17 protein-coding genes are annotated in these 17,659 nt (G+C 66.1%); 11 read left to right on the top strand and 6 right to left on the bottom strand.

Going from position 1 to position 17,659, the window contains the following annotated elements:
- Positions 1–95: 95 nt before the first annotated feature.
- Both PV781_RS22455 and PV781_RS22450 read right to left on the bottom strand, forming a co-directional pair.
- Positions 96–740 (bottom strand): class I SAM-dependent methyltransferase, encoded by a 645-nt coding sequence (locus PV781_RS22455; protein WP_274777853.1) that lies wholly within the window; start codon positions 738–740, stop codon positions 96–98.
- A gap of 124 nt (positions 741–864) precedes the next feature.
- The gene (locus tag PV781_RS22450; RefSeq protein WP_274777852.1) at positions 865–2,601 is read right to left on the bottom strand and encodes a tetratricopeptide repeat protein; all 1,737 of its coding nucleotides are present in this window, start codon (positions 2,599–2,601) and stop codon (positions 865–867) included.
- Positions 2,602–2,754: 153 nt separating this feature from the next.
- On the opposite strand from PV781_RS22450, the gene PV781_RS22445 reads away from it, so the two are divergent.
- Positions 2,755–3,624: a 4-(cytidine 5'-diphospho)-2-C-methyl-D-erythritol kinase gene (locus PV781_RS22445; RefSeq protein WP_274777851.1), complete on the top strand. Its 870-nt coding sequence runs from the start codon at positions 2,755–2,757 to the stop codon at positions 3,622–3,624.
- Between the two features lie 19 nt (positions 3,625–3,643).
- On the opposite strand, the gene PV781_RS22440 is transcribed toward PV781_RS22445, so the two are convergent.
- Positions 3,644–4,651 (bottom strand): polyprenyl synthetase family protein, encoded by a 1,008-nt coding sequence (locus PV781_RS22440; protein WP_274777850.1) that lies wholly within the window; start codon positions 4,649–4,651, stop codon positions 3,644–3,646.
- Between the two features lie 149 nt (positions 4,652–4,800).
- On the opposite strand from PV781_RS22440, the gene PV781_RS22435 reads away from it, so the two are divergent.
- From PV781_RS22435 to PV781_RS22410, 6 genes are all read left to right on the top strand, one after another.
- Positions 4,801–5,028, top strand: coding sequence for a putative signal transducing protein (locus PV781_RS22435; RefSeq protein ID WP_209103936.1), 228 nt, complete (start codon positions 4,801–4,803; stop codon positions 5,026–5,028).
- Complete coding sequence (locus PV781_RS22430; protein ID WP_274777849.1) at positions 5,015–5,770, top strand: tRNA1(Val) (adenine(37)-N6)-methyltransferase; 756 nt, start codon at positions 5,015–5,017, stop codon at positions 5,768–5,770. The genes PV781_RS22435 and PV781_RS22430 overlap by 14 nt, the downstream gene beginning before the upstream one ends.
- 54 nt (positions 5,771–5,824) lie before the next feature.
- Entirely contained in the window at positions 5,825–6,727 is a 903-nt protein-coding gene (locus PV781_RS22425) for a S49 family peptidase (protein ID WP_274777848.1), read from the top strand.
- An 82-nt stretch (positions 6,728–6,809) separates the two neighbouring features.
- A complete protein-coding gene (locus tag PV781_RS22420; protein ID WP_274777847.1) occupies positions 6,810–6,998 on the top strand; it encodes a hypothetical protein in 189 nt (62 codons plus the stop codon).
- A gap of 129 nt (positions 6,999–7,127) precedes the next feature.
- Entirely contained in the window at positions 7,128–8,366 is a 1,239-nt protein-coding gene (locus PV781_RS22415) for an efflux RND transporter periplasmic adaptor subunit (RefSeq protein ID WP_274777846.1), read from the top strand.
- Positions 8,363–10,354 (top strand): MacB family efflux pump subunit, encoded by a 1,992-nt coding sequence (locus PV781_RS22410; RefSeq protein ID WP_274777845.1) that lies wholly within the window; start codon positions 8,363–8,365, stop codon positions 10,352–10,354. The genes PV781_RS22415 and PV781_RS22410 overlap by 4 nt, the downstream gene beginning before the upstream one ends.
- 46 nt (positions 10,355–10,400) lie before the next feature.
- On the opposite strand, the gene PV781_RS22405 is transcribed toward PV781_RS22410, so the two are convergent.
- Entirely contained in the window at positions 10,401–11,390 is a 990-nt protein-coding gene (locus PV781_RS22405) for a Bug family tripartite tricarboxylate transporter substrate binding protein (protein WP_274777844.1), read from the bottom strand.
- Between the two features lie 178 nt (positions 11,391–11,568).
- Entirely contained in the window at positions 11,569–13,980 is a 2,412-nt protein-coding gene (locus tag PV781_RS22400) for a transketolase (RefSeq protein ID WP_274777843.1), read from the bottom strand.
- A 139-nt stretch (positions 13,981–14,119) separates the two neighbouring features.
- Between PV781_RS22400 and PV781_RS22395 the strand changes: the two genes are divergently transcribed.
- The 3 genes from PV781_RS22395 (at position 14,120) to PV781_RS22385 (ending at position 16,685) form a co-directional block, all read left to right on the top strand.
- Positions 14,120–14,581: an Lrp/AsnC family transcriptional regulator gene (locus PV781_RS22395; protein WP_274777842.1), complete on the top strand. Its 462-nt coding sequence runs from the start codon at positions 14,120–14,122 to the stop codon at positions 14,579–14,581.
- An 82-nt stretch (positions 14,582–14,663) separates the two neighbouring features.
- Entirely contained in the window at positions 14,664–15,479 is an 816-nt protein-coding gene (locus PV781_RS22390; protein ID WP_274777841.1) for a DUF72 domain-containing protein, read from the top strand.
- A 537-nt stretch (positions 15,480–16,016) separates the two neighbouring features.
- A complete protein-coding gene (locus tag PV781_RS22385; RefSeq protein ID WP_274777840.1) occupies positions 16,017–16,685 on the top strand; it encodes a DUF4357 domain-containing protein in 669 nt (222 codons plus the stop codon).
- Positions 16,686–16,769: 84 nt separating this feature from the next.
- Here PV781_RS22385 and PV781_RS22380 read toward each other — a convergent pair whose 3' ends face one another.
- Positions 16,770–17,201, bottom strand: coding sequence for an ion channel (locus tag PV781_RS22380; RefSeq protein WP_274777839.1), 432 nt, complete (start codon positions 17,199–17,201; stop codon positions 16,770–16,772).
- Positions 17,202–17,337: 136 nt separating this feature from the next.
- On the opposite strand from PV781_RS22380, the gene PV781_RS22375 reads away from it, so the two are divergent.
- Entirely contained in the window at positions 17,338–17,598 is a 261-nt protein-coding gene (locus tag PV781_RS22375; RefSeq protein WP_274777838.1) for a hypothetical protein, read from the top strand.
- The last annotated feature ends 61 nt before the right edge of the window (positions 17,599–17,659 follow it).

Raw genomic sequence — 17,659 nt, 5'->3', positions numbered from 1 at the left:
TCCTTCCGCCAGGCCTCGGAGGACCAGGGCGGGAAGGTCCCGATCGGAGATGGCGCACGGCTCCGCGCGGGAGGCGAGGGGCGCGTGCGCCGGCATCATCGGGCGTAGGCAGGGATCGCCTGCGGCTCGTCCTCGAACATGGGGCTGAGCGAGGGAATCCCGTCGAGCGTCCGGCGGGCAAGGGCCATGCTGCCGGCCGCGCCCACCACCCATAGGTCGAAAATGTTTGTCAGCCCGCGCGCCTCGGCAAAGCCGGCTTCCACCAGCTGGTCGCCCAGGCGCTTCAGGGAGAAGGCGGTGTTGTGGGCCATGTAGCGCTGGCCGGCGGCGATCGAACCGCCGTGCCCGAACATCATGTCGATGGGCGTGATGGGCCCGGCGCTCGACACATAGGCCGGCTCGTCCAGCTTGCCCTCGGCGATCAGCCGCGCCACCACTTCGATGTCAGGGCAGGTGATGAGGACGAACCCATCGGGTTTCAGAACGCGGCGGATTTCCCGCAGGGCCGGCTGCACCTCGTGGGCGTGCAGGTGCTCCACATTGTGGGAGGACCACACCGCATCGAAGCTGGCGGTCGGCACTTCCCACATGTCGACGATGGAGCCGACGATGTCGGGTTTCACATTCTTGTCGATGTCGAGGCGCACCTCGTCCCATTCAGGACCATGGAAAGCGCGGTGCAGGCGGGACTTGGACTTCGGGCCGCAACCAATGTTCAGGACGCGCCGTTGCAGCGTCATTCGTTCCGCTCCTCTTCACCCGCCGCCGCCTCCCGCCCGGCGTGGGTCCGCATCTGTGACACCTTGTTTCACACGAAGCCTGTGTGCAGTGCAACCAAAAGCCGCGTCCGCCCCCGGTCGCCGCTCAGCCGCCCTTCTGCTGCTGCGCCTGATCTTGCGTCTGGTTCTCCACCGCGTCGAGGCCACCCTTGATCTTCTTGAGGATCTTGTCCAGGTCCTCCGGCTCGGGCTTCAGGTCGCGCGCATGGTTCCACTGGAACGTGGCTTCCAGCTGCCGGCCGACCTTCCAGTAGGCGTCGCCCAGATGGTCGTTGATGACCGGGTCCTGCGGCTTCAACTCCACAGCCCGCTCCAGCTCGGTGACGGCGTCGTCATAGCGGCCGAGGCGGTAATAGGCCCAGCCGAGGCTGTCCACGATATAGCCGTCGTCGGGACGCAGCGACACGGCCTTGCGGATCATGTCGAGGCCCTGGTCCAGGTTGATGCCCTGGTCCACCCACGAATATCCGAGATAATTCAGCACATGGGGCTGGTCGGGATAGAGCTCCAGCGCCTTCTTCAGGTCCGCCTCGGCGGCAGGCCAGTCCTTCGACCGCTCCTCGCAGATGCCGCGGAAATAATAGAGCGACCAGTTGCTGCGGGTGGGGTTGGGCAGGAGAGCGAGCGCCTTGCCATAGGTGGCGGCGCATTCGGAGAACATCTTGCGCCCGCGCTCGATGCCCCCCAGCGCGATAAAGGCGTCGAGGTCGCGCGGATCGGCGGCGACCAGAGCCTGGAGATGCTTGCGCGCCTCGTCATACTTGTCGGTGGCGTCGAGATTGACGGCGAGCTGAACTTCGGCATTGCGCTTCAATGGCGAGGAGGCCGGGATCTTCTCATAGACCGAGATGGCCTTTTCCGGCTGCTTGAGCTGCTCGTAGAGATCGGCCAGCGTCAGGCCCGCCAGGGAGTGCTCGGGATAGAGCCAGAGCGAGAGCTGGAGATAGACCAGTGCCAGGTCCTCGCCGCCTTGGCGGGCCAGCGCGGCGCCGAGGCCATAGAGTACCTCGGAGGCACCTTCCTGGGCGTTGCGCACCAGGGCGGGCAGCTGCTTGCCGGCCTTGAGGTCGGCCAGCGCCGCCTGCACCAGGGGATGGCGCGGCAGCACCTTGTCGAAGGCCTCATAGGCGGCGATGGCGCCGGGAATGTCGTTGTTGCGCGAGGCCCAGCGGGCATAGGCATCCACGGCGCGCAGCGAGGTGGGGTCCACCTTCATGGCCGCATCGAGGCGCTTGCCCGCTTCCTTCTTCTGCCCGGCGGCATCCAGGATGAGGCCGGCATTCAGGTCCTTGAAGGCGATGTACCATTCCGGGCCCTGCAGGCGGTCGATCATGTCCACGCCGGCCTTGGCGTTGCCGGAGCCCATCATGGTCCAGGCGGCCAGTAGCGTGGCGGTGAGATCGCCGATGGGGCCGCGCACCGAGAGCGAGAGATTGGTGCGGGCGGACTGGTAATTGCTCTTCTTGATGGAGCGGATGGCCAGGACCAAGCGCGCGATGCGGTGGGTCCGGTCGATCTTGACCATCTTTTCCGCAAGCGGCACGGCGTCGTCCACGTCGCCGTCCACCAGCATGGCGAAGAAGGCGCGCTCCATCACCTCTTCATTGCGCGGGTCCATTTTCAGGAGCGCGCGCAGATAGGCAACGGCGGCTTCCGAATCGCGCTCGGTGCTGGCGAGGCGCGCGGCCAAGTAGGCACCCGCCACGGTCGGGTCGGTGGGCGGAGGATAGTCCGCCCGCGCGATGGAGGGGGCAGCCAGCGAAAGCGCCGCGCAGAAGGCAGCCGCAATGGCCTTGGGCGAACGAGAGATTTGAATCTTCACCGTGCGAGAATCCTGGAAGGCGACGCTGGCCTTAGCAAATGCACACCCCGTGGCGGGAGGATGGCCGCTTTCGCACCGCCCCGCAAGTTTCTTGGTCCCGCGCCGCCACCGAGCGCTTGCCGCGTCCGGCGCGCCGCGCCATAAGCCGCTGCCATGAGCAAGCTTGTGGCGCGTGCGCCGGCAAAGGTCAATCTGACGCTGCGGGTGCTGCGGCGCCGGGCTGATGGTTTTCATGATCTTTCAAGCCTTGTCGCCTTCGCCGGCGTGGGAGATCGGCTGACCCTGGAGCCGGGTGAAACTCTCTCCCTCGCGGTGGAGGGACCGGGGGCACAGGCGGCCGGACCCTTGGATGACAATCTCGTCATCAAGGCCGCCCGGGCGCTTGCGGACCGCCGCTCCGGGCTGAAGCTTGGCCATTTTGCACTTGCGAAGCGATTGCCCGTGGCGGCGGGCCTGGGTGGGGGATCGTCCGACGCCGCTGCGGCCTTGCGCCTGCTGGCGCAGGCCAACCACCTGGCGCCCGACGATCCGGACCTCATGGCAGCGGCGCGGGCTGTGGGGTCGGATGTGCCCGTCTGCCTCAATCCTCGCGCCCGGCTGATGGAGGGGGTGGGCGATTGTCTGTCCGCTCCCCTTACCTTGCCGCCCTTGTTCGCAGTGCTGGTGAATTGTCGTGCCGCCGTGCCCACCCCGGCGGTGTTCCGGGGCCTTGGCCTTGAACCCGGCGAGGAACGGGCCGGCCCGCTCCATCCCGCCGTCCTGCCGGCCACCACGGACAACCTGATGGCCTGCCTCGCCGGCATCGGCAACGATATGGAAGAGGCGGCGGAAGCCATCGCCCCGGACATTCGCCGCGCCAAGGCGGCCCTCGCCGAAGGGCCGGAGGCGCGGCTTGTGCGCATGTCCGGCTCCGGGGCAACGGTTTTCGCGCTGACGCCGGATTGCCGTGCCGCCGCCCGTCTCGCGCGGCGGGTGTCGGCCCGTTATCCGGCCTGGTGGGTGAAGGCGACGGTGCTGCGCTGAAGACCGGTGCCGCCCGCCCTCAGTGCGCGCGGGAGATGCAGAAGTCCACGGCCTCGCTCAGGGCATCCTTGGCCGGGCCGTTGGGGAACAGGGCCAGGGCATCCTTGGCCATGGCGCCGTAATGGCGGGCGCGCTCGATGGTGTCGGCCAGCGCCCTGTGCTTGGTGAGCAGGCCGATGGCGGTGGCAAGCTCTGCGTCCGAGGCCTCCCCGCTTTCCAGGGCGCGCTTCCAGAAGGCGCGCTCCTCCGCATCGCCACGGCGGAAGGCCAGTACCACCGGCAAGGTGATCTTCCCCTCGCGGAAATCGTCGCCCACATTCTTGCCGAGCTTGGCCTGGCTGCCGCCATAGTCGAGGGCGTCGTCCACGAGCTGGAAGGCGATGCCGAGATTCATGCCATAGGAGCGACAGGCCGCCTGCTCGCCTTTGGGGCGCTGGCCCAGCACCGCGCCCACCTCGCAGGCGGCGGCGAAGAGTTCCGCCGTCTTGCCGCGGATGACGGCCAGATAGTCGTCCTCGGAGGTCTCGGTATTCTTGGCGGCGGCGAGCTGCATCACCTCGCCCTCGGCAATGACGCTGGCGGCGGTGGACAGAATGTCCAGGCAGGTGAGGGAGCCCACCTCCACCATCATCTTGAACGCCTGGCCCAGCAGGAAGTCGCCCACCAGCACCGAGGCCTCGTTGCCCCACAGCTTGCGCGCGGCCAGCTTTCCGCGCCGCATGTCGCTCTCGTCCACCACGTCGTCATGGAGGAGGGTGGCGGTGTGCATGAACTCCACCGAGGCGGCGAGCTTCACATGACCTTCGCCGCGATAGCCGCTCAAATGCGCGCAGGCGAGCGTGAGCATCGGCCGAAGCCGCTTTCCGCCGCTGGAGATGAGGTGGTTCGCCACCTCGGGGATCATGGCCACGTCCGATCCCGTGCGGGCCAGGATGGTCGCGTTCACCCGCTCCATGTCCGCCTTGACCAGCTGGACCAGGGCTTCGATGGACGGCTCGTTGGGTTCGAACGGAAGGACGACGGCCAAGAGGGGCTCCCCGCTTGTCTTTCAGCGGGCCGCACCATAGGGATGAGGGGGGCTCTCGTGCAAGCCGGCAGACGGCTTTTCCGGCAAGCGCGTCCCGCAAGGCGAGGCCGGATTGGCCGCCGGTGCCGGCCGGCAAGCAGGGCGGAGAGATGCGCGAACTGGTGCGAACCAACGATGTTGTGCTGATTTCGGCGGTGGAATCGCTGCTGCGCGCTGCCGACATCGAGCCCCTGGTCGCTGACACCCATGTGAGCGTGCTGGAAGGCTCCATCGGCATTCTGCCCCGCCGCATCCTGGTGGTGGACGAGGATTATGCCCCGGCCCGGCGCCTGCTGACGGACGCCGATCTCGGCCATGTGCTCTATGACGGTCCCTGACGGCCTCACCCGCGATCACGTGCTTGGGGGGCGTCTCGCCCTGCTCCAGCCGGCGCGGGGCCATCGCGTGGGGCACGATGCGATTCTCCTGGCCGCCGCCGCCCCCGCCGGTGCGCGCCGCCTCGCCGATTTCGGGGCCGGCATCGGCAGCGCCGGCCTTGCCGCCTTGGCGCGGGTGCCGGAGGCGACCTGCCATCTGGTGGAAATCGATCCGGAACTGGCCGCGCTCGCCCGGTCCAATGCGCAGGAAAATGGGCTTTCCGACCGCTGCGCGGTGACGGTGGCCGACGTGGACCTGCTGGGCCGTCCGGCAGGACCCGAGGGGTTTGCCGAGGCATTCGACCTGGTGCTGGCCAATCCCCCCTTCAACGCCGCCGCCGCCCATCAACCCTCGCCCCGCCCTGGCCGGGCGCTGGCCCATATGGCGGGGGAGGGGCTCCTGGACCGCTGGATCCGCGCCGCCGCCCGCTGCCTGGAGCCGGGGGGCATGCTGGTGATGATCTTGCGGCCGGAGGACCTGCAGGCACTGCTGGCTGCCCTATCCGGCCGATTCGGGGCGGTTGAGCTCATGGGCGTCCATGCCGCCCCCGGAACACCGGCCGTGCGGCTGCTCGTGCGCGCCCGCAAGGGCCGGCGCACCCCACCCGTTCTCCTGCCGCCGGTGGTGCTCGGCGGCGCGGACGGGGAGAGCGAACGCGCCCGGGCCGTGCTGCGCGATCTCCAGCCATTGCCTTTTCCCTGACACAGGCGCGGGCGCCGCCTTGTTGAAGCCACGGGGCCTTTCTAGATAAGGATCATGACCGATCCGACCTCCGACAGTCTCCTGTCCCGCTTCGCCCGCGCCGCCGGCTCCCTCATGCCCGCTTCCTGGCGGCGCGACGTCCCGGTGGTGCCGGTGGTGCGCCTGTCCGGTGCCATTGGCATGGCCACCCCCTTCAATCCCGGGCTGAGTCTTGCCACCGTCTCGCGCAATCTGGAGCGGGCGTTTGCCGTCAAGAAGGCGCCGGCCGTGGCGCTGATCATCAATTCGCCGGGCGGCTCGCCGGTGCAGTCTCACCTGATCTTCAAGCGCATCCGCTCGCTGGCGAAGGAAAAGGACAAGCACGTCTTCGCCTTCGTGGAAGACGTGGCGGCCTCTGGCGGGTACATGATCGCCTGCGCGGCGGACGAGATCTTCGCGGACCCCTCTTCTGTTGTCGGCTCCATTGGCGTGGTTTCCGCCGGCTTCGGCTTCAACCGCCTCATCGACCGCATCGGCATTGACCGCCGGGTCCACACCGCCGGCACGCGCAAGGTGATGCTGGATCCGTTCCGGCCGGAGCGGCCGGAGGACGTGGAGCGGCTCCTCGCCCTCCAGGCCGACGTGCATCGCATGTTCATCGACCTGGTGCGCGAGCGGCGGGGGACGATCCTCAATGGGCCGGAAGAGACGCTTTTCTCCGGTGAGTTCTGGGTCGGAACACAGGCAGAGGACCTCGGCCTCATCGATGATCTCGGCGACCTCCGCACGGTCCTGCGGGCCCGCTACGGCGACAAGGTGCGCACCCCCCTCGTGGCGCAAGGGGGCTGGTGGCCCCGCCGGGTGGGGGTCGGCTCCGGCCGGCTGGAGGCCCTCGCCCCGGCTTTCGGGGCCGGGGTGGCGGATGCCGCCCTGGCGCGGCTGGAGGAGCGGGTCTTGTGGTCGCGCTACGGGCTGTAGGCCCTGGTGGCGGCGTCCTCTCGTGGGAAACTGATTTTCCCGCCAGTGCATTGATGTCTCAATCTGCGTCGGAGCACCTGCCATGCCGCCCTTTCTCATCGCTGCCGCCGGGGTGATCGGCGCCATCGCCCTCGCCCGGGTGATCACCCGCGAGGCGCGGCGCGTCAACGACATCCTGGACACCCGCCGCGCGCCCCCGGACGAAGTGCCGGCCGAGCGTCTTGAGCGGGATCCCGCGACCGGCGAATACCGCCCGCGCCCACGCGGGTGACGCAAGGTGAACCGCGCGGGGTCAAGCCTGGGCGGGGCCTTGATTTGGAACGGTTCTGAACGGCTCATATTACCGCAATTTCACTAAGCCCGCTGGGCGCGGTGGGTTATTCTGGGACCATTCGAAACCATGAGCCGGGTCACGGAACGCCAGATGCTGCAGAAGACCGAGACGGGCGGATATGTGAAGCCTCCCGTCAAGCGCCGGAGGGCGTCGCGCTGGGTGTGGGGTCTTGGCCTGCTGCTGGTGCTCGGGGCGGCTGGAGGCGGCTATTATGTCTTTGGGCGGGGCACCGGCACCCAGGCCCAGGACGTGGCCACCACGCCGGTGGTGCGCGGCGACATCGAGCAGACCGTCACCGCCCTCGCCACCATCAAGCCCAAGACCTATGTGGATGTGGGCACCCAGGTGTCCGGCCAGTTGCGCAAGGTGATGGTGGAGATCGGCGACACCGTCCAGCAAGGCCAACTCATGGCCCAGATCGACCCGACCGTCTATCAGACCCGTGTTCTCGGCGACCAGGCGCAGCTTGACAATCTGAAGGCCCAGCTCGCCCAGCAGAAGGCGCAGCTGGAGCTGGACCGGCTGCGCGACAGCCGCGCCTCCCGGCTCCTCGCCACCCAGGCCGGCAGCCAGGACACGGCGGACGCGGCCGCCGCCACGGTGCGGATCGGCGAAGCCAAGATCGCGGCGCTGGAAGCCCAGATCAAGCAGACCCAGGCGACCCTTGACGGGGACCTGGCCAATCTCGGCTACACCAAGATCTATGCCCCCATGTCGGGCACGGTGGTTTCCACCAGCGCCACTGAGGGGCAGACGCTGAACGCCAACCAGACGGCCCCCATCATCCTGCGCGTCGCCGACCTCGACACCATGCAAGTGTGGGCACAGGTGACCGAAGCCGACATCCCGAAGATCAAGGTGGGCATGCCGGTCTATTTCACTACGCTCGGCATGCCCGACCGGCGCTTTTCCGCCAAGGTGGTGCAGATCCTGCCCACCCCGGACACGGTCAATGACGTGGTGCTTTACAACGTCCTCATCGACGTGCCCAACCCCGACCGGGTGCTCATGACCTCCATGAGCGCCCAGGTCTTCTTCATGCTGGATGCCGCCCGCAACGCGCTTCTGGTTCCGGCCGCCGCGGTACGGCCGGCGGCGCGTGGCGCCCGGCGGGAGGCCCGCAACGAGGCGGTGGTGCGCGTGCTGGTGGACGGCAAGGTGGAGCCGCGCACGGTGAAGACGGGCCTGTCCAACCGGGGGCAGGTGCAGATCCTGGAGGGCCTCAATGAGGGCGACCGGGTGGTGACGACGCCCGATACCACGCCGCAGCGCCCCTCCGGCCCCATGCCGCCGAGGCTGTTTTGAGCGAGACCGCCTTTCCCCTCGTGGAGACGCCGGCGCCCGATCAGGCGCCCGAGCCCTTGCTGCGGCTCCATCATGTGAGCAAGGTCTATCCCAGTGGCGAGACTGTGGTGCGAGCGCTGGATGATGTCTCGCTCACAATCATGCCCGGCGAGTATGTGGCCATCATGGGCCAGTCGGGGTCCGGCAAGTCGACGCTCATGCACATCATGGGCTGCCTCGACCGCCCCACCCTGGGCGAATACTGGGTGATGGGGCGCGACGTTTCGGAGTTCGGCCCCGATGAACTGGCGGCACTGCGCTGCCGCACCTTCGGCTTCGTCTTCCAGCGCTACAATCTCCTGCCCTCCATCTCGGCGGAGGAGAATGTGGAGATCCCCGCCATCTATGCCGGCAGGCCCAAGCAGGAACGGCTTGAGCGGGCGCAGGGCCTGCTCGCGCGCCTTGGCCTTGCGGAGCGGGGGGACCATCGCCCCTCGCAATTGTCCGGCGGCCAGCAGCAGCGCGTCTCCATCGCCCGCGCGCTCATGAACGAGGCGCCGGTGGTGCTTGCCGACGAGCCGACCGGTGCGCTCGACAGTCGATCGGGCGCCGAGGTTCTGGCCTTGCTGGCGGAGCTGAACCGGGAAGGCCGGACCATTCTTCTGATCACCCACGATCCGCAGGTGGCCGAGCACGCCAACCGCGTGGTGCGCCTGCAGGACGGGCGCATCCTCTCGGACGAGACGAAGGTCCCAACGCCAGTGCGCCCGGAGGCGGCGGAGGCCGCCAAGCGGCTGAAGATGCGCAACAATCTTCTTCCCGACATCGCCGATGCGGTGAAGATGGCGTTCCGCTCCATGCGGGCGAACCTGTTCCGCACCATTCTGACCTTGCTGGGCGTCATTATCGGGGTTGCGGCGGTCATCGCCATGCTGGCCATCGGCCAGGGCAGCAAGCAATCGGTCCTGGACCGCATCGCCTCCATGGGCACCAATCTCCTGGTGGTGCGGCCCGGCGCCCCCGGCATAAGAAGCACGGGGGCCAACGCTTCCCTGACCGTGGAGGACGCGGAGGCCATCGCCGCCGATGTGCCCAACATCCTGGCGGTGTCGCCGGAGCGGTCCATGACGGCCACCGTGCGGGTGGGCAATATCGACTATGCCACCCAAATCCAGGGCACTGGTCCTGGCTATGTGGTGGCACGGGAATGGGCACTTGCACAGGGCAGCATGTTCACCCAGGCGGACATGGACAGCTACGCCCCCGTTGTGGTGCTGGGCCAGACGGTGGCGCGGGTCATGTTCCCGGACGGGAGGAGCCCGCTCGGCCGCTACATCCTCATCAAGAACGTGCCCTATGAGGTCATCGGCGTGCTCGCCCCGCGCGGCGCCAACGCCTTCGGCATGGACCAGGACGACCTGGTGCTGATGCCGCTCTCCACCGGCTTCATGCGCGTGTTCGGCCGGCGCTATCTGAACGCCGCCACCGTGGCGGTGGAGGATGTGGACCGCATCGACGAGACGCAGGAGGCGATCACCGTGCTGCTGCGCCAGCGGCACAAGGCGGATGACTTCCAGATCCGCAACACCGCCTCCATCCTGGAAACCGCCACCGCCACCGCCGACACGCTGACGCGCCTGCTCGCCTCGGTGGCGGCCATCTCGCTTCTGGTGGGCGGCATCGGCGTGATGAACATCATGCTGGTGAGCGTCACCGAGCGCACGCGGGAGATCGGCATCCGCATGGCCACGGGCGCGCGGCGCTCCAACATCATGCTCCAGTTCAACACGGAAGCCCTGGTGATCTGCGGCTTCGGCGGGCTGGTGGGGGTGGCGCTGGGGCTGGGCGCGGCGCTGCTGCTCAAGAGCCTCGGCGCGCTGGTCATCCTGAGCGCGGGGCCCCCGCTGCTGGCCTTCGGCTGCGCCTTCCTGACCGGCGTCGTGTTCGGCTATCTGCCAGCGCGCAAGGCCTCAAGGCTCGATCCAGTGGCGGCGCTGGCCTACGAATAGGCCGGCCCGCGCCAGGCGCGGGCCGCATGCCAGACCGCCTTGGGTCTCATTCCACCTTGCCGATGGCCTGCACCGCCTTGACGAGGCGGGCACTGTCGGCAGCCACGAAGGCGGTGAACTGAGCCTCGTCCAAATAAGCGGGCGGGCTGCCGGCATTTTCCAGGATGCGCACCACGTCGGGCGACTGCACGGCCGTCTTCACCGCCGCGCCCAGCTTCTCCTGCACGGGCTTGGGCACGCCCACCGGCAGGAACAGGCCGGCCCAGATGTAGAATTCCACATCCTTGTAGCCCAGTTCCTGGAAGGTGGGCACGTCGGGATAGGCCTCGGCCCGCTTGGCGCCGAAGCAGGCAAGCACGCGCAGCTTGTCCTGGAAGGGCTTCAGCGGGCCGGGCGCCGAGGCGAGGGCCTGCACCTGGCCGCCCACCAGGGCCGTCAAAGCCGGTCCACCGCCCTGATAGGGCACATGGAGCATGTCGATGCCGGCCGCGGTGGTGAACATGGCCATGGACACATGGAGCGTGCCGTAGAGGCCCGACGAGCCATAGGTGATCTTGCCGGGGTTCGCCTTGGCGTCGGCCACCAGCTCCGCCACCGACTTCCAGGGGGCAGAGGCCGGGACCACCAGGACGGTGGGGTCCGCCAGCACGCGGGCCAGCGGCTGCAACTGGTTCATCTCATAGCTGGACGTGCGGCCGGAAATGCGCGCCGCCTCCGGCAGCACCGCAACCGAGGACAAGGTCATCAGCATCGTATAGCCGTCGGGCGCAGCCTTGGCCGCCTGCCCGTTGCCGATGGCGCCGCCTGCGCCGCCCTTGTTCTCCACCACCACCGGCTGGCCGAGGATGGTGTTGAGGGCATTCGCCACGGGGCGCGCCGCAAGGTCCGCCTGCCCACCCGGAGGGAAGGGCACGATCATCGTAATGGCGCGGCTGGGCCACGGGGCCTGTGCGAAAGCAGGAGTGGCGCTGAGGCCGGCAGTGCCAGCCAGGGCAGGAAGAGCCGCGATTCCTTTAAGGAAATGGCGACGATCCATTGTGTTTCCTCCAATCCAAATCTTGTTGGATCGGACCATACGCAGGGGGATTGTCGATTTCACCCCTTTTATTGGTGCACCATTATTTGGTGCACCATTTCGCGTTGCAGTAGAAATGCCATCTCACCGGGATGGAGAGGGTGGGCCGACTTGCCCACCCCTGTCCTCCGGCCCGCCCTCACAGTGCCCGCAAATGCCGCATGGGGCGGCCCGGCGCGATGGCCTGGGCGGCTGCGACGATGGCGGCGGCGTCGAGGCCGTGGTGGCGGTAGAGGTCATCCAGCGTGCCGGTCTGGCCGAAATGCTCCACGCCCAAAGCCCGCACCCGGTGGCCATGCACGGAGCCGAGCCAACCGAGGGTCGCCGGGTGTCCATCGATGACGGTGACGAGGCCGCAATGGCGGGGCAGGGGGGCGAGCAGGCGCTCCACATGGCTTTCCGCCTGCATCTGGCCGCGCTCGCGGGCACGGGAGGCGGCGGTCCAGCCGGCATTCAGGCGGTCGGCGGAGGTGACGGCGAGGAGGCCCACATCGCGCCGGTCCTCCGCCATCATGCCCAAAGCCGCGATGGCCTCGGGGGTGAGGGCGCCCTGAACGGCCACCACCACCTCGCAATTGGGACCGGGCTCGCGCAGCCAATAGGCGCCATCCACCATATGGCGCTTCTGCGTCTCGGAAAGCGTGCGGCGGGGCTGTTCGAGGCTGCGGGTGGACAGGCGGAAATAGACCGAGCCGCCGGTCTCGTCCCGCAGCCAGTTGCGCTCGTCCGGCTCACCGGCGCCGTCCCGCTGCACATAATCGAAGGCGAAGTGCATGAGCACCGCCAGCTCGTCCACGAAGGCCGGTTCGAAGGAGGCGAGCCCGTCCTGCGCCATGCCGATGAGCGGCGTGGAAATGGACTGGTGCGCGCCGCCCTCGGGGGCCAGCGTGATGCCGGAGGGGGTGGCCACCAGGATGAAGCGGGCATCCTGGTAGCAGGCATAGTTCAGGGCATCGAGGCCGCGGCAGATGAAGGGATCATAGAGCGTGCCCACCGGGATCAGCCGCGCCCCGAACAGGGAATGGGACAGGCCGAGCGCCGAGAGCATCAGGAACAGGTTCATCTCGGCAATGCCCAGCTCCATGTGCTGGCCCTTGGGCGAGAAGTCCCAGTTGAAGGTGGAGGGAATGCGCTCGCGCTTGAACACGTCCGGCAAGGCGCGCTCGGCGAACAGGCCGCGCCGGTTCACCCAGGGGCCCAGATTGGTGGACACCGTCACGTCCGGCGAAGTGGTGACGATGCGATTGGCCAGCCCGCTGTCCCCCTTGGCGAGGTCCTGGAGGATCAGGCCGAAGCCGGCTTGGGTGGAGAGCGTCGCATTGGGCGGGGTGGGCAGGTCCGGCACGGCAAGCGCCGGCGCCGTGAAGCGACGGGTGCCCTCGCGGCGGAACGGCACCTGCTTCAGGAAGGCGTCCAGTACCGGGGCGGGCAGGCGGGTGCCCTCGAAGGGCTCCCATTCCTGGCCCGGCCGGATGTTCATGGCGGCCCGCAGGCTCTCCATCTGCGTGGGCGTCATGAGGCCGGCATGGTTGTCCTTGTGGCCCGCGAGCGGCAGGCCGAACCCCTTCACCGTGTAGCAGAGGAAGCAGACCGGCCGGTCATGGTCGATGGAATCGAAGGCCTCCATGATGGTGGGCAGGTCATGCCCGCCCAGATTGGTCATGAGGGCGGAGAGTTCCGCGTCCGTGCGCTTTTCGATCAAGGCGGTGACATCGCCCTGGTCGCCCAGATCGTCCAGGAGGCGCTTTCGCCAGGCGGCGCCGCCCTGGAAGGTGAGGGCGGAATATTCCGTGTTGGGGCAGGTGTCGATCCAGTGCTTCAGCGCCGCCCCGCCGGGCTCGCGAAAGGCAGCCTCCTGGAGCGAGCCGTATTTCAGGATCACCACCTGCCAGCCCATAGCCTCGAAAATGCCGACGAAGCGCTCATAGAGCCCCTCGCGCACCACGGCATCCAGGCTCTGGCGGTTATAGTCGACGATCCACCAGGTGTTGCGGACGTCGTGCTTCCAGCCCTCCAGCAGCGCCTCGAAGACATTGCCCTCGTCCAGCTCCGCATCGCCCACCAGCGCCACCATGCGCCCTTCCGGCCGCCCGCCGGCCAAACCGTGGGCATGGACATAGTCCTGGGCGAGGCTGGCAAACAAAGTCTGTGCCACGCCGAGGCCCACCGAGCCGGTGGAGAAGTCCACGTCGTCCGTGTCCTTGGTGCGGGAGGGATAGGACTGGGCGCCCTTGAAGCCGCGGAAGGTCTCCAGCTTCTCCCGGGTCTGGTTGCCGAGCAGATACTGGATGGCGTGGAAGATGGGGCTGGCATGGGGCTTCACCGCCACCCGGTCCTGCGGCCGCAGGGTGTGGAAGTAGAGCGCCGTCATGATGGTGGCGAGGGAGGCCGAGGAGGCCTGGTGGCCACCCACCTTCAGCCCGTCAGTGCTGGGACGCAGATGGTTGGCATTGTGAATGGTCCAGCTCGCCAGCCACAGCACCTTGCGCTCCAGCTCGGCGAGGATCTCGATCTCAGTGGGGCGGGCGGCCTGGTGGGGGCGGGCGGCCATTTGCGGCTCCTTGGAAGTGATGATCCGGTCGGTGCGCGCACTATAAGGCGGGTCGGTCGCTCGTTTATGTCGAAATCGGGCTGTCGCTGGCGCATTCCTGGTTCATATTGCCACGAACGGGGCTGAACTTGGCAGGAACATGCAGATCGACGCCATAGACCGAAAGATCCTGGCGCTTCTCCAGGAGGACGGGCGCATGTCGGTGGCGGACCTCGCGGGCCGGGTGGGGCTGTCGCCTTCGCCGTGCCTGCGGCGCGTGCGGGCCCTGGAGGCGGCAGGGTTGATCGACCGCTATGTGGCGGTGCTGAACCAGCGCGCCGCCGGCTTGCCGGTGAGCGTGTTCGTCTCCATCAAGTTGGAGCGCCAGCGGGAAGATGCGCTGGACGCCTTTTCCGCCGCCATCCGCCGCTGGCCGGAAGTGCTGGAATGCTACCTCATGACCGGGCAGCGGGATTATCTCTTGCGCGTGGTGGTGGCGGATCTGGACAGCTATGAGCGCTTCCTGAAGACCAAGCTCACCCGCCTCGACGGCATCGCCTCCATCGAAAGCTCCTTCGCCCTGGAACAGGTGAAATATTCCAACGTTCTGCCGCTGGCCTAGAGCCGGATCCGATCACACTGGATCGTCATGCGACCCAGTGGGATCGGTGAATCCGTCTCTGTTCAAAGTGATAGGAGACGTCATGAGCATCCGGGTCGGCATTGGCGGCTGGACGTACGAGCCCTGGCGGGACACTTTTTACCCCAAGGGCCTGCCCCATGCGCGCGAACTGGAGCATGCCGCGCGCGCCGTCACCTCCATTGAGGTGAACGGCACCTTCTATCGCACCCAGACGCCCAAGACCTTCCGCGCCTGGGCGGAAGCGGTGCCGGAGGATTTCGTCTTCGCCTTGAAGGCGCCGCGCTATGCCACCAACCGCCGGGTGCTGGCGGAGGCGGGGGAGAGCATCGGCAAGTTCGTGGCGAGCGGCCTTGCGGAACTGGGCGACAAGCTCGGCCCCATCAACTGGCAGTTCGCCCCCACCAAGGCGTTCGATCCCGACGATTTTTCCGCCTTCCTGGACCTTTTGCCGGAAACGGCCGGCGGGCTCGCCCTGCGCCACGCGGTGGAGGTGCGCCATGCAAGCTTCTTCTGCCCGGCTTTCCTCGATCTGGTGCGCGCCCGCAACGTGGCGGTGGTGGTGGCGGATAGCCCGGACTATCCGCAGATCGCCGATGTGACCGCCGATTTCGTCTATGCCCGCCTCCAGGATGCCAAGGCGGAGATCGAGACCGGCTATGCGGCGGCGGCGCTCGATGACTGGGCGGAGCGGGCGCGGCTTTGGGAGAAGGGCGGCGCGCCGGAGGGGCTGAGAACGCTGGCCCCCCACCCGAAAAGCAAGGCGAAGACCGCCAAAAGCGCAAAGACCCCGCGCGACTGCTTCCTCTATTTCATCAACGGCGCCAAGGAGCGGGCGCCGGCAGCCGCGCAGGCCCTGCTGCGGCGGTTAAACCGATGAAATTTGCCTGGCCTAAACGCAGAACCCCGTGTTTCGCGCTTCTAATGTCAGCGGAATTCGGTTGTATGTATAATAATACCTTTAAATTGTGTTTTGCTGCACATCTGTGTTGCGCGACTAAAAGCAAAAATTGTAATCTAAACCCAATGCTCGACAAAATAGGTGAGTCATTCTGTTATGCTAAATGTTGGCAGCACTTTCGGGCGAACGATCCAGCTATTTCTTGTCGACGGTATTCCAAATGGCCTCGCTATTGCCTCGATCCGTGGTTGGACGGGGTCAGTCATGGTGGGGTCTCAGACGACATTTGATCGCCTTCGGGCACGGCCGGAGGCGGATCGTACAGGTGTTTACATACTGTTTGGTCCAGATCAGAGTGATGTATTTTCTATGAGAGCTTATATAGGAGAGGCGGATTCTGTCCGAGATCGTATTAACAATAGTGCAGCAAGTCATGATTTCTGGGAAACAGCAGTAGTTATAACTAGTAGCGATGATTCGTTGACGAAGGGGCATGTGCGGTATCTAGAGGCCCGAATGATTCAGATGGCAAGAGATGCCGGTCGAGTCAGTCTCGACAATGGTCAAGCACCAGATTCCGAGCGTCGCCGCCTCCCCGAAGCCGACAAAGCCGACATGGAAGCCTTCCTCTCCAATTTGCTGGCGATCCTGCCAGTAGTGGGATTGGATTTATTCAAGCCTCGGCCCCGCCAAGTCGTTACTCAGGGTGGAATTTCTAGGACTTTTGACCTTGTTCGAATGGACGGTCGGGTAAAGGATGGCGGGACTCCAAAGTTTAAAATATCGGGAGACAAGGTATATGCGACAGCGTTTGTTGTTGATGAAGAATTTACGATTATAAAAGGAAGTAAATCTCTTGTAAATGGAGCGTATACAGAGGCTATAAATAGTCAAAACCCGGCTTTGATGAAGATTGGATATGCTAGGCTGAAGAAATTTCTGATAGATGAAAATGTTCTCGTGGCCAGTGATACTGGTCTTATATTTTCTCGTGACTTCCAGTTTAGGAGTCCGTCAGCTGCATCTTCAGTCGTCCTGGATCGAAACTCAAATGGACGTACTGAATGGGTAGAGGAAAATACAAATCTCACTTATCATGAGTGGCAGAATAAACTTACTGTCGTTGAGGAGGCGGTGGATGTTGATTTGGAAGATAATGGCGTAATTTCGGACGGGATTTCATAAGCGGGTTTCATTGTAATCCGAATATTTTCTGAAGGATGGCAAGCTGCAGAACCTAAATAAGTTGCGGCAAATATTTGCGCATCTTCAATTGATCCGCAACAGCCGCAGCACCCGCGAGAGCACGGCGAACATCAAGGCGGTGGACCAGCCGAACAGCAGCATGCCGTTGGCTGCTGTCAGCGGGCCCAGAATGCGCCACTCCTTGGAGGGCAGGACATCGCCATAGCCAAGCGTCGTGAAGTTCACGAAGGCGAGGTAAAAGGCGTTGTGAGGCGGATCCACAGCGCCCACCAGCACATAGGACAGCGCCCAGATCCGCACCTGGATGATGTGGGCGAGGGTGAGGACCGCCGCCGTCATCATCATCACCACCATGAGCGTCGCGACCTTGCGCCGGGCGGTGAGCCGCGTCGAGGCGATGCGCAGCAAGCGGATGGTGATGACGGTCGCCATCGCCTGGAGGGCAATGTTGATGAGGCTGAAGACCAGCCCATACCAAAGTTCCAGCGTGATCATGGTGTCTCCCCGCTGCCCCCTTCTGCTCAGTTCACGCTGGTTTCGCAACCGCCCGGCGCCGAGCGCACCGGAACAAAAGACCGGCTCGCGCGTTACCCTGGCGCTTGGGGGAGACGCGCATAAGGAGGGCACGCGAATGGATAAGCCCCACACTCATCCGGAGGAGGCCGGGGCGGCGGGAGGGAAGGCCCTGCTGCAATATTGGTCCTCGTCCCATTCGGTGAACGCTCCGGACACCTGGCCCGAGCCTTATGAATTCCCGACCGTCGACGACGCCGTCACTTTCGCCATGACGCAGTCGCCGTCCGACCATGAGGTCGCCTGGCTGCGCACCCCCGATGGCCGCACGCTGCGTCCGGACCAGATCCGGCGCCTTTGGGCCATGCGGCGCATATAGCCCTTCTGGCACCGCTTTCCGGGAACGGGAGCGTCGCGCGCAGCGCCTGGGAGGGGGCCGT

Source organism: Aquabacter sediminis (assembly GCF_028863665.1).
GTDB lineage: Bacteria > Pseudomonadota > Alphaproteobacteria > Rhizobiales > Xanthobacteraceae > L1I39.
The sequence above is the reverse complement of the archived record's forward strand: the minus strand, read 5'-3'. Positions and strand labels throughout refer to the sequence as shown.

Excerpts from the sequence above, each read along its gene's own strand:
- PV781_RS22380 (WP_274777839.1), bottom strand. The coding sequence starts at position 17,201 with ATGATCACGCTGGAACTTTGGTATGGGCTGGTCTTCAGCCTCATCAAC.
- PV781_RS22390 (WP_274777841.1), top strand. The coding sequence starts at position 14,664 with ATGAGCATCCGGGTCGGCATTGGCGGCTGGACGTACGAGCCCTGGCGG.
- PV781_RS22400 (WP_274777843.1), bottom strand. The coding sequence starts at position 13,980 with ATGGCCGCCCGCCCCCACCAGGCCGCCCGCCCCACTGAGATCGAGATC.
- PV781_RS22445 (WP_274777851.1), top strand. The coding sequence starts at position 2,755 with ATGAGCAAGCTTGTGGCGCGTGCGCCGGCAAAGGTCAATCTGACGCTG.
- PV781_RS22420 (WP_274777847.1), top strand. The coding sequence starts at position 6,810 with ATGCCGCCCTTTCTCATCGCTGCCGCCGGGGTGATCGGCGCCATCGCC.
- PV781_RS22395 (WP_274777842.1), top strand. The coding sequence starts at position 14,120 with ATGCAGATCGACGCCATAGACCGAAAGATCCTGGCGCTTCTCCAGGAG.
- PV781_RS22405 (WP_274777844.1), bottom strand. The coding sequence starts at position 11,390 with ATGGATCGTCGCCATTTCCTTAAAGGAATCGCGGCTCTTCCTGCCCTG.
- PV781_RS22375 (WP_274777838.1), top strand. The coding sequence starts at position 17,338 with ATGGATAAGCCCCACACTCATCCGGAGGAGGCCGGGGCGGCGGGAGGG.
- PV781_RS22385 (WP_274777840.1), top strand. The coding sequence starts at position 16,017 with ATGATTCAGATGGCAAGAGATGCCGGTCGAGTCAGTCTCGACAATGGT.
- PV781_RS22430 (WP_274777849.1), top strand. The coding sequence starts at position 5,015 with ATGACGGTCCCTGACGGCCTCACCCGCGATCACGTGCTTGGGGGGCGT.
- PV781_RS22415 (WP_274777846.1), top strand. The coding sequence starts at position 7,128 with ATGAGCCGGGTCACGGAACGCCAGATGCTGCAGAAGACCGAGACGGGC.
- PV781_RS22425 (WP_274777848.1), top strand. The coding sequence starts at position 5,825 with ATGACCGATCCGACCTCCGACAGTCTCCTGTCCCGCTTCGCCCGCGCC.
- PV781_RS22435 (WP_209103936.1), top strand. The coding sequence starts at position 4,801 with ATGCGCGAACTGGTGCGAACCAACGATGTTGTGCTGATTTCGGCGGTG.
- PV781_RS22455 (WP_274777853.1), bottom strand. The coding sequence starts at position 740 with ATGACGCTGCAACGGCGCGTCCTGAACATTGGTTGCGGCCCGAAGTCC.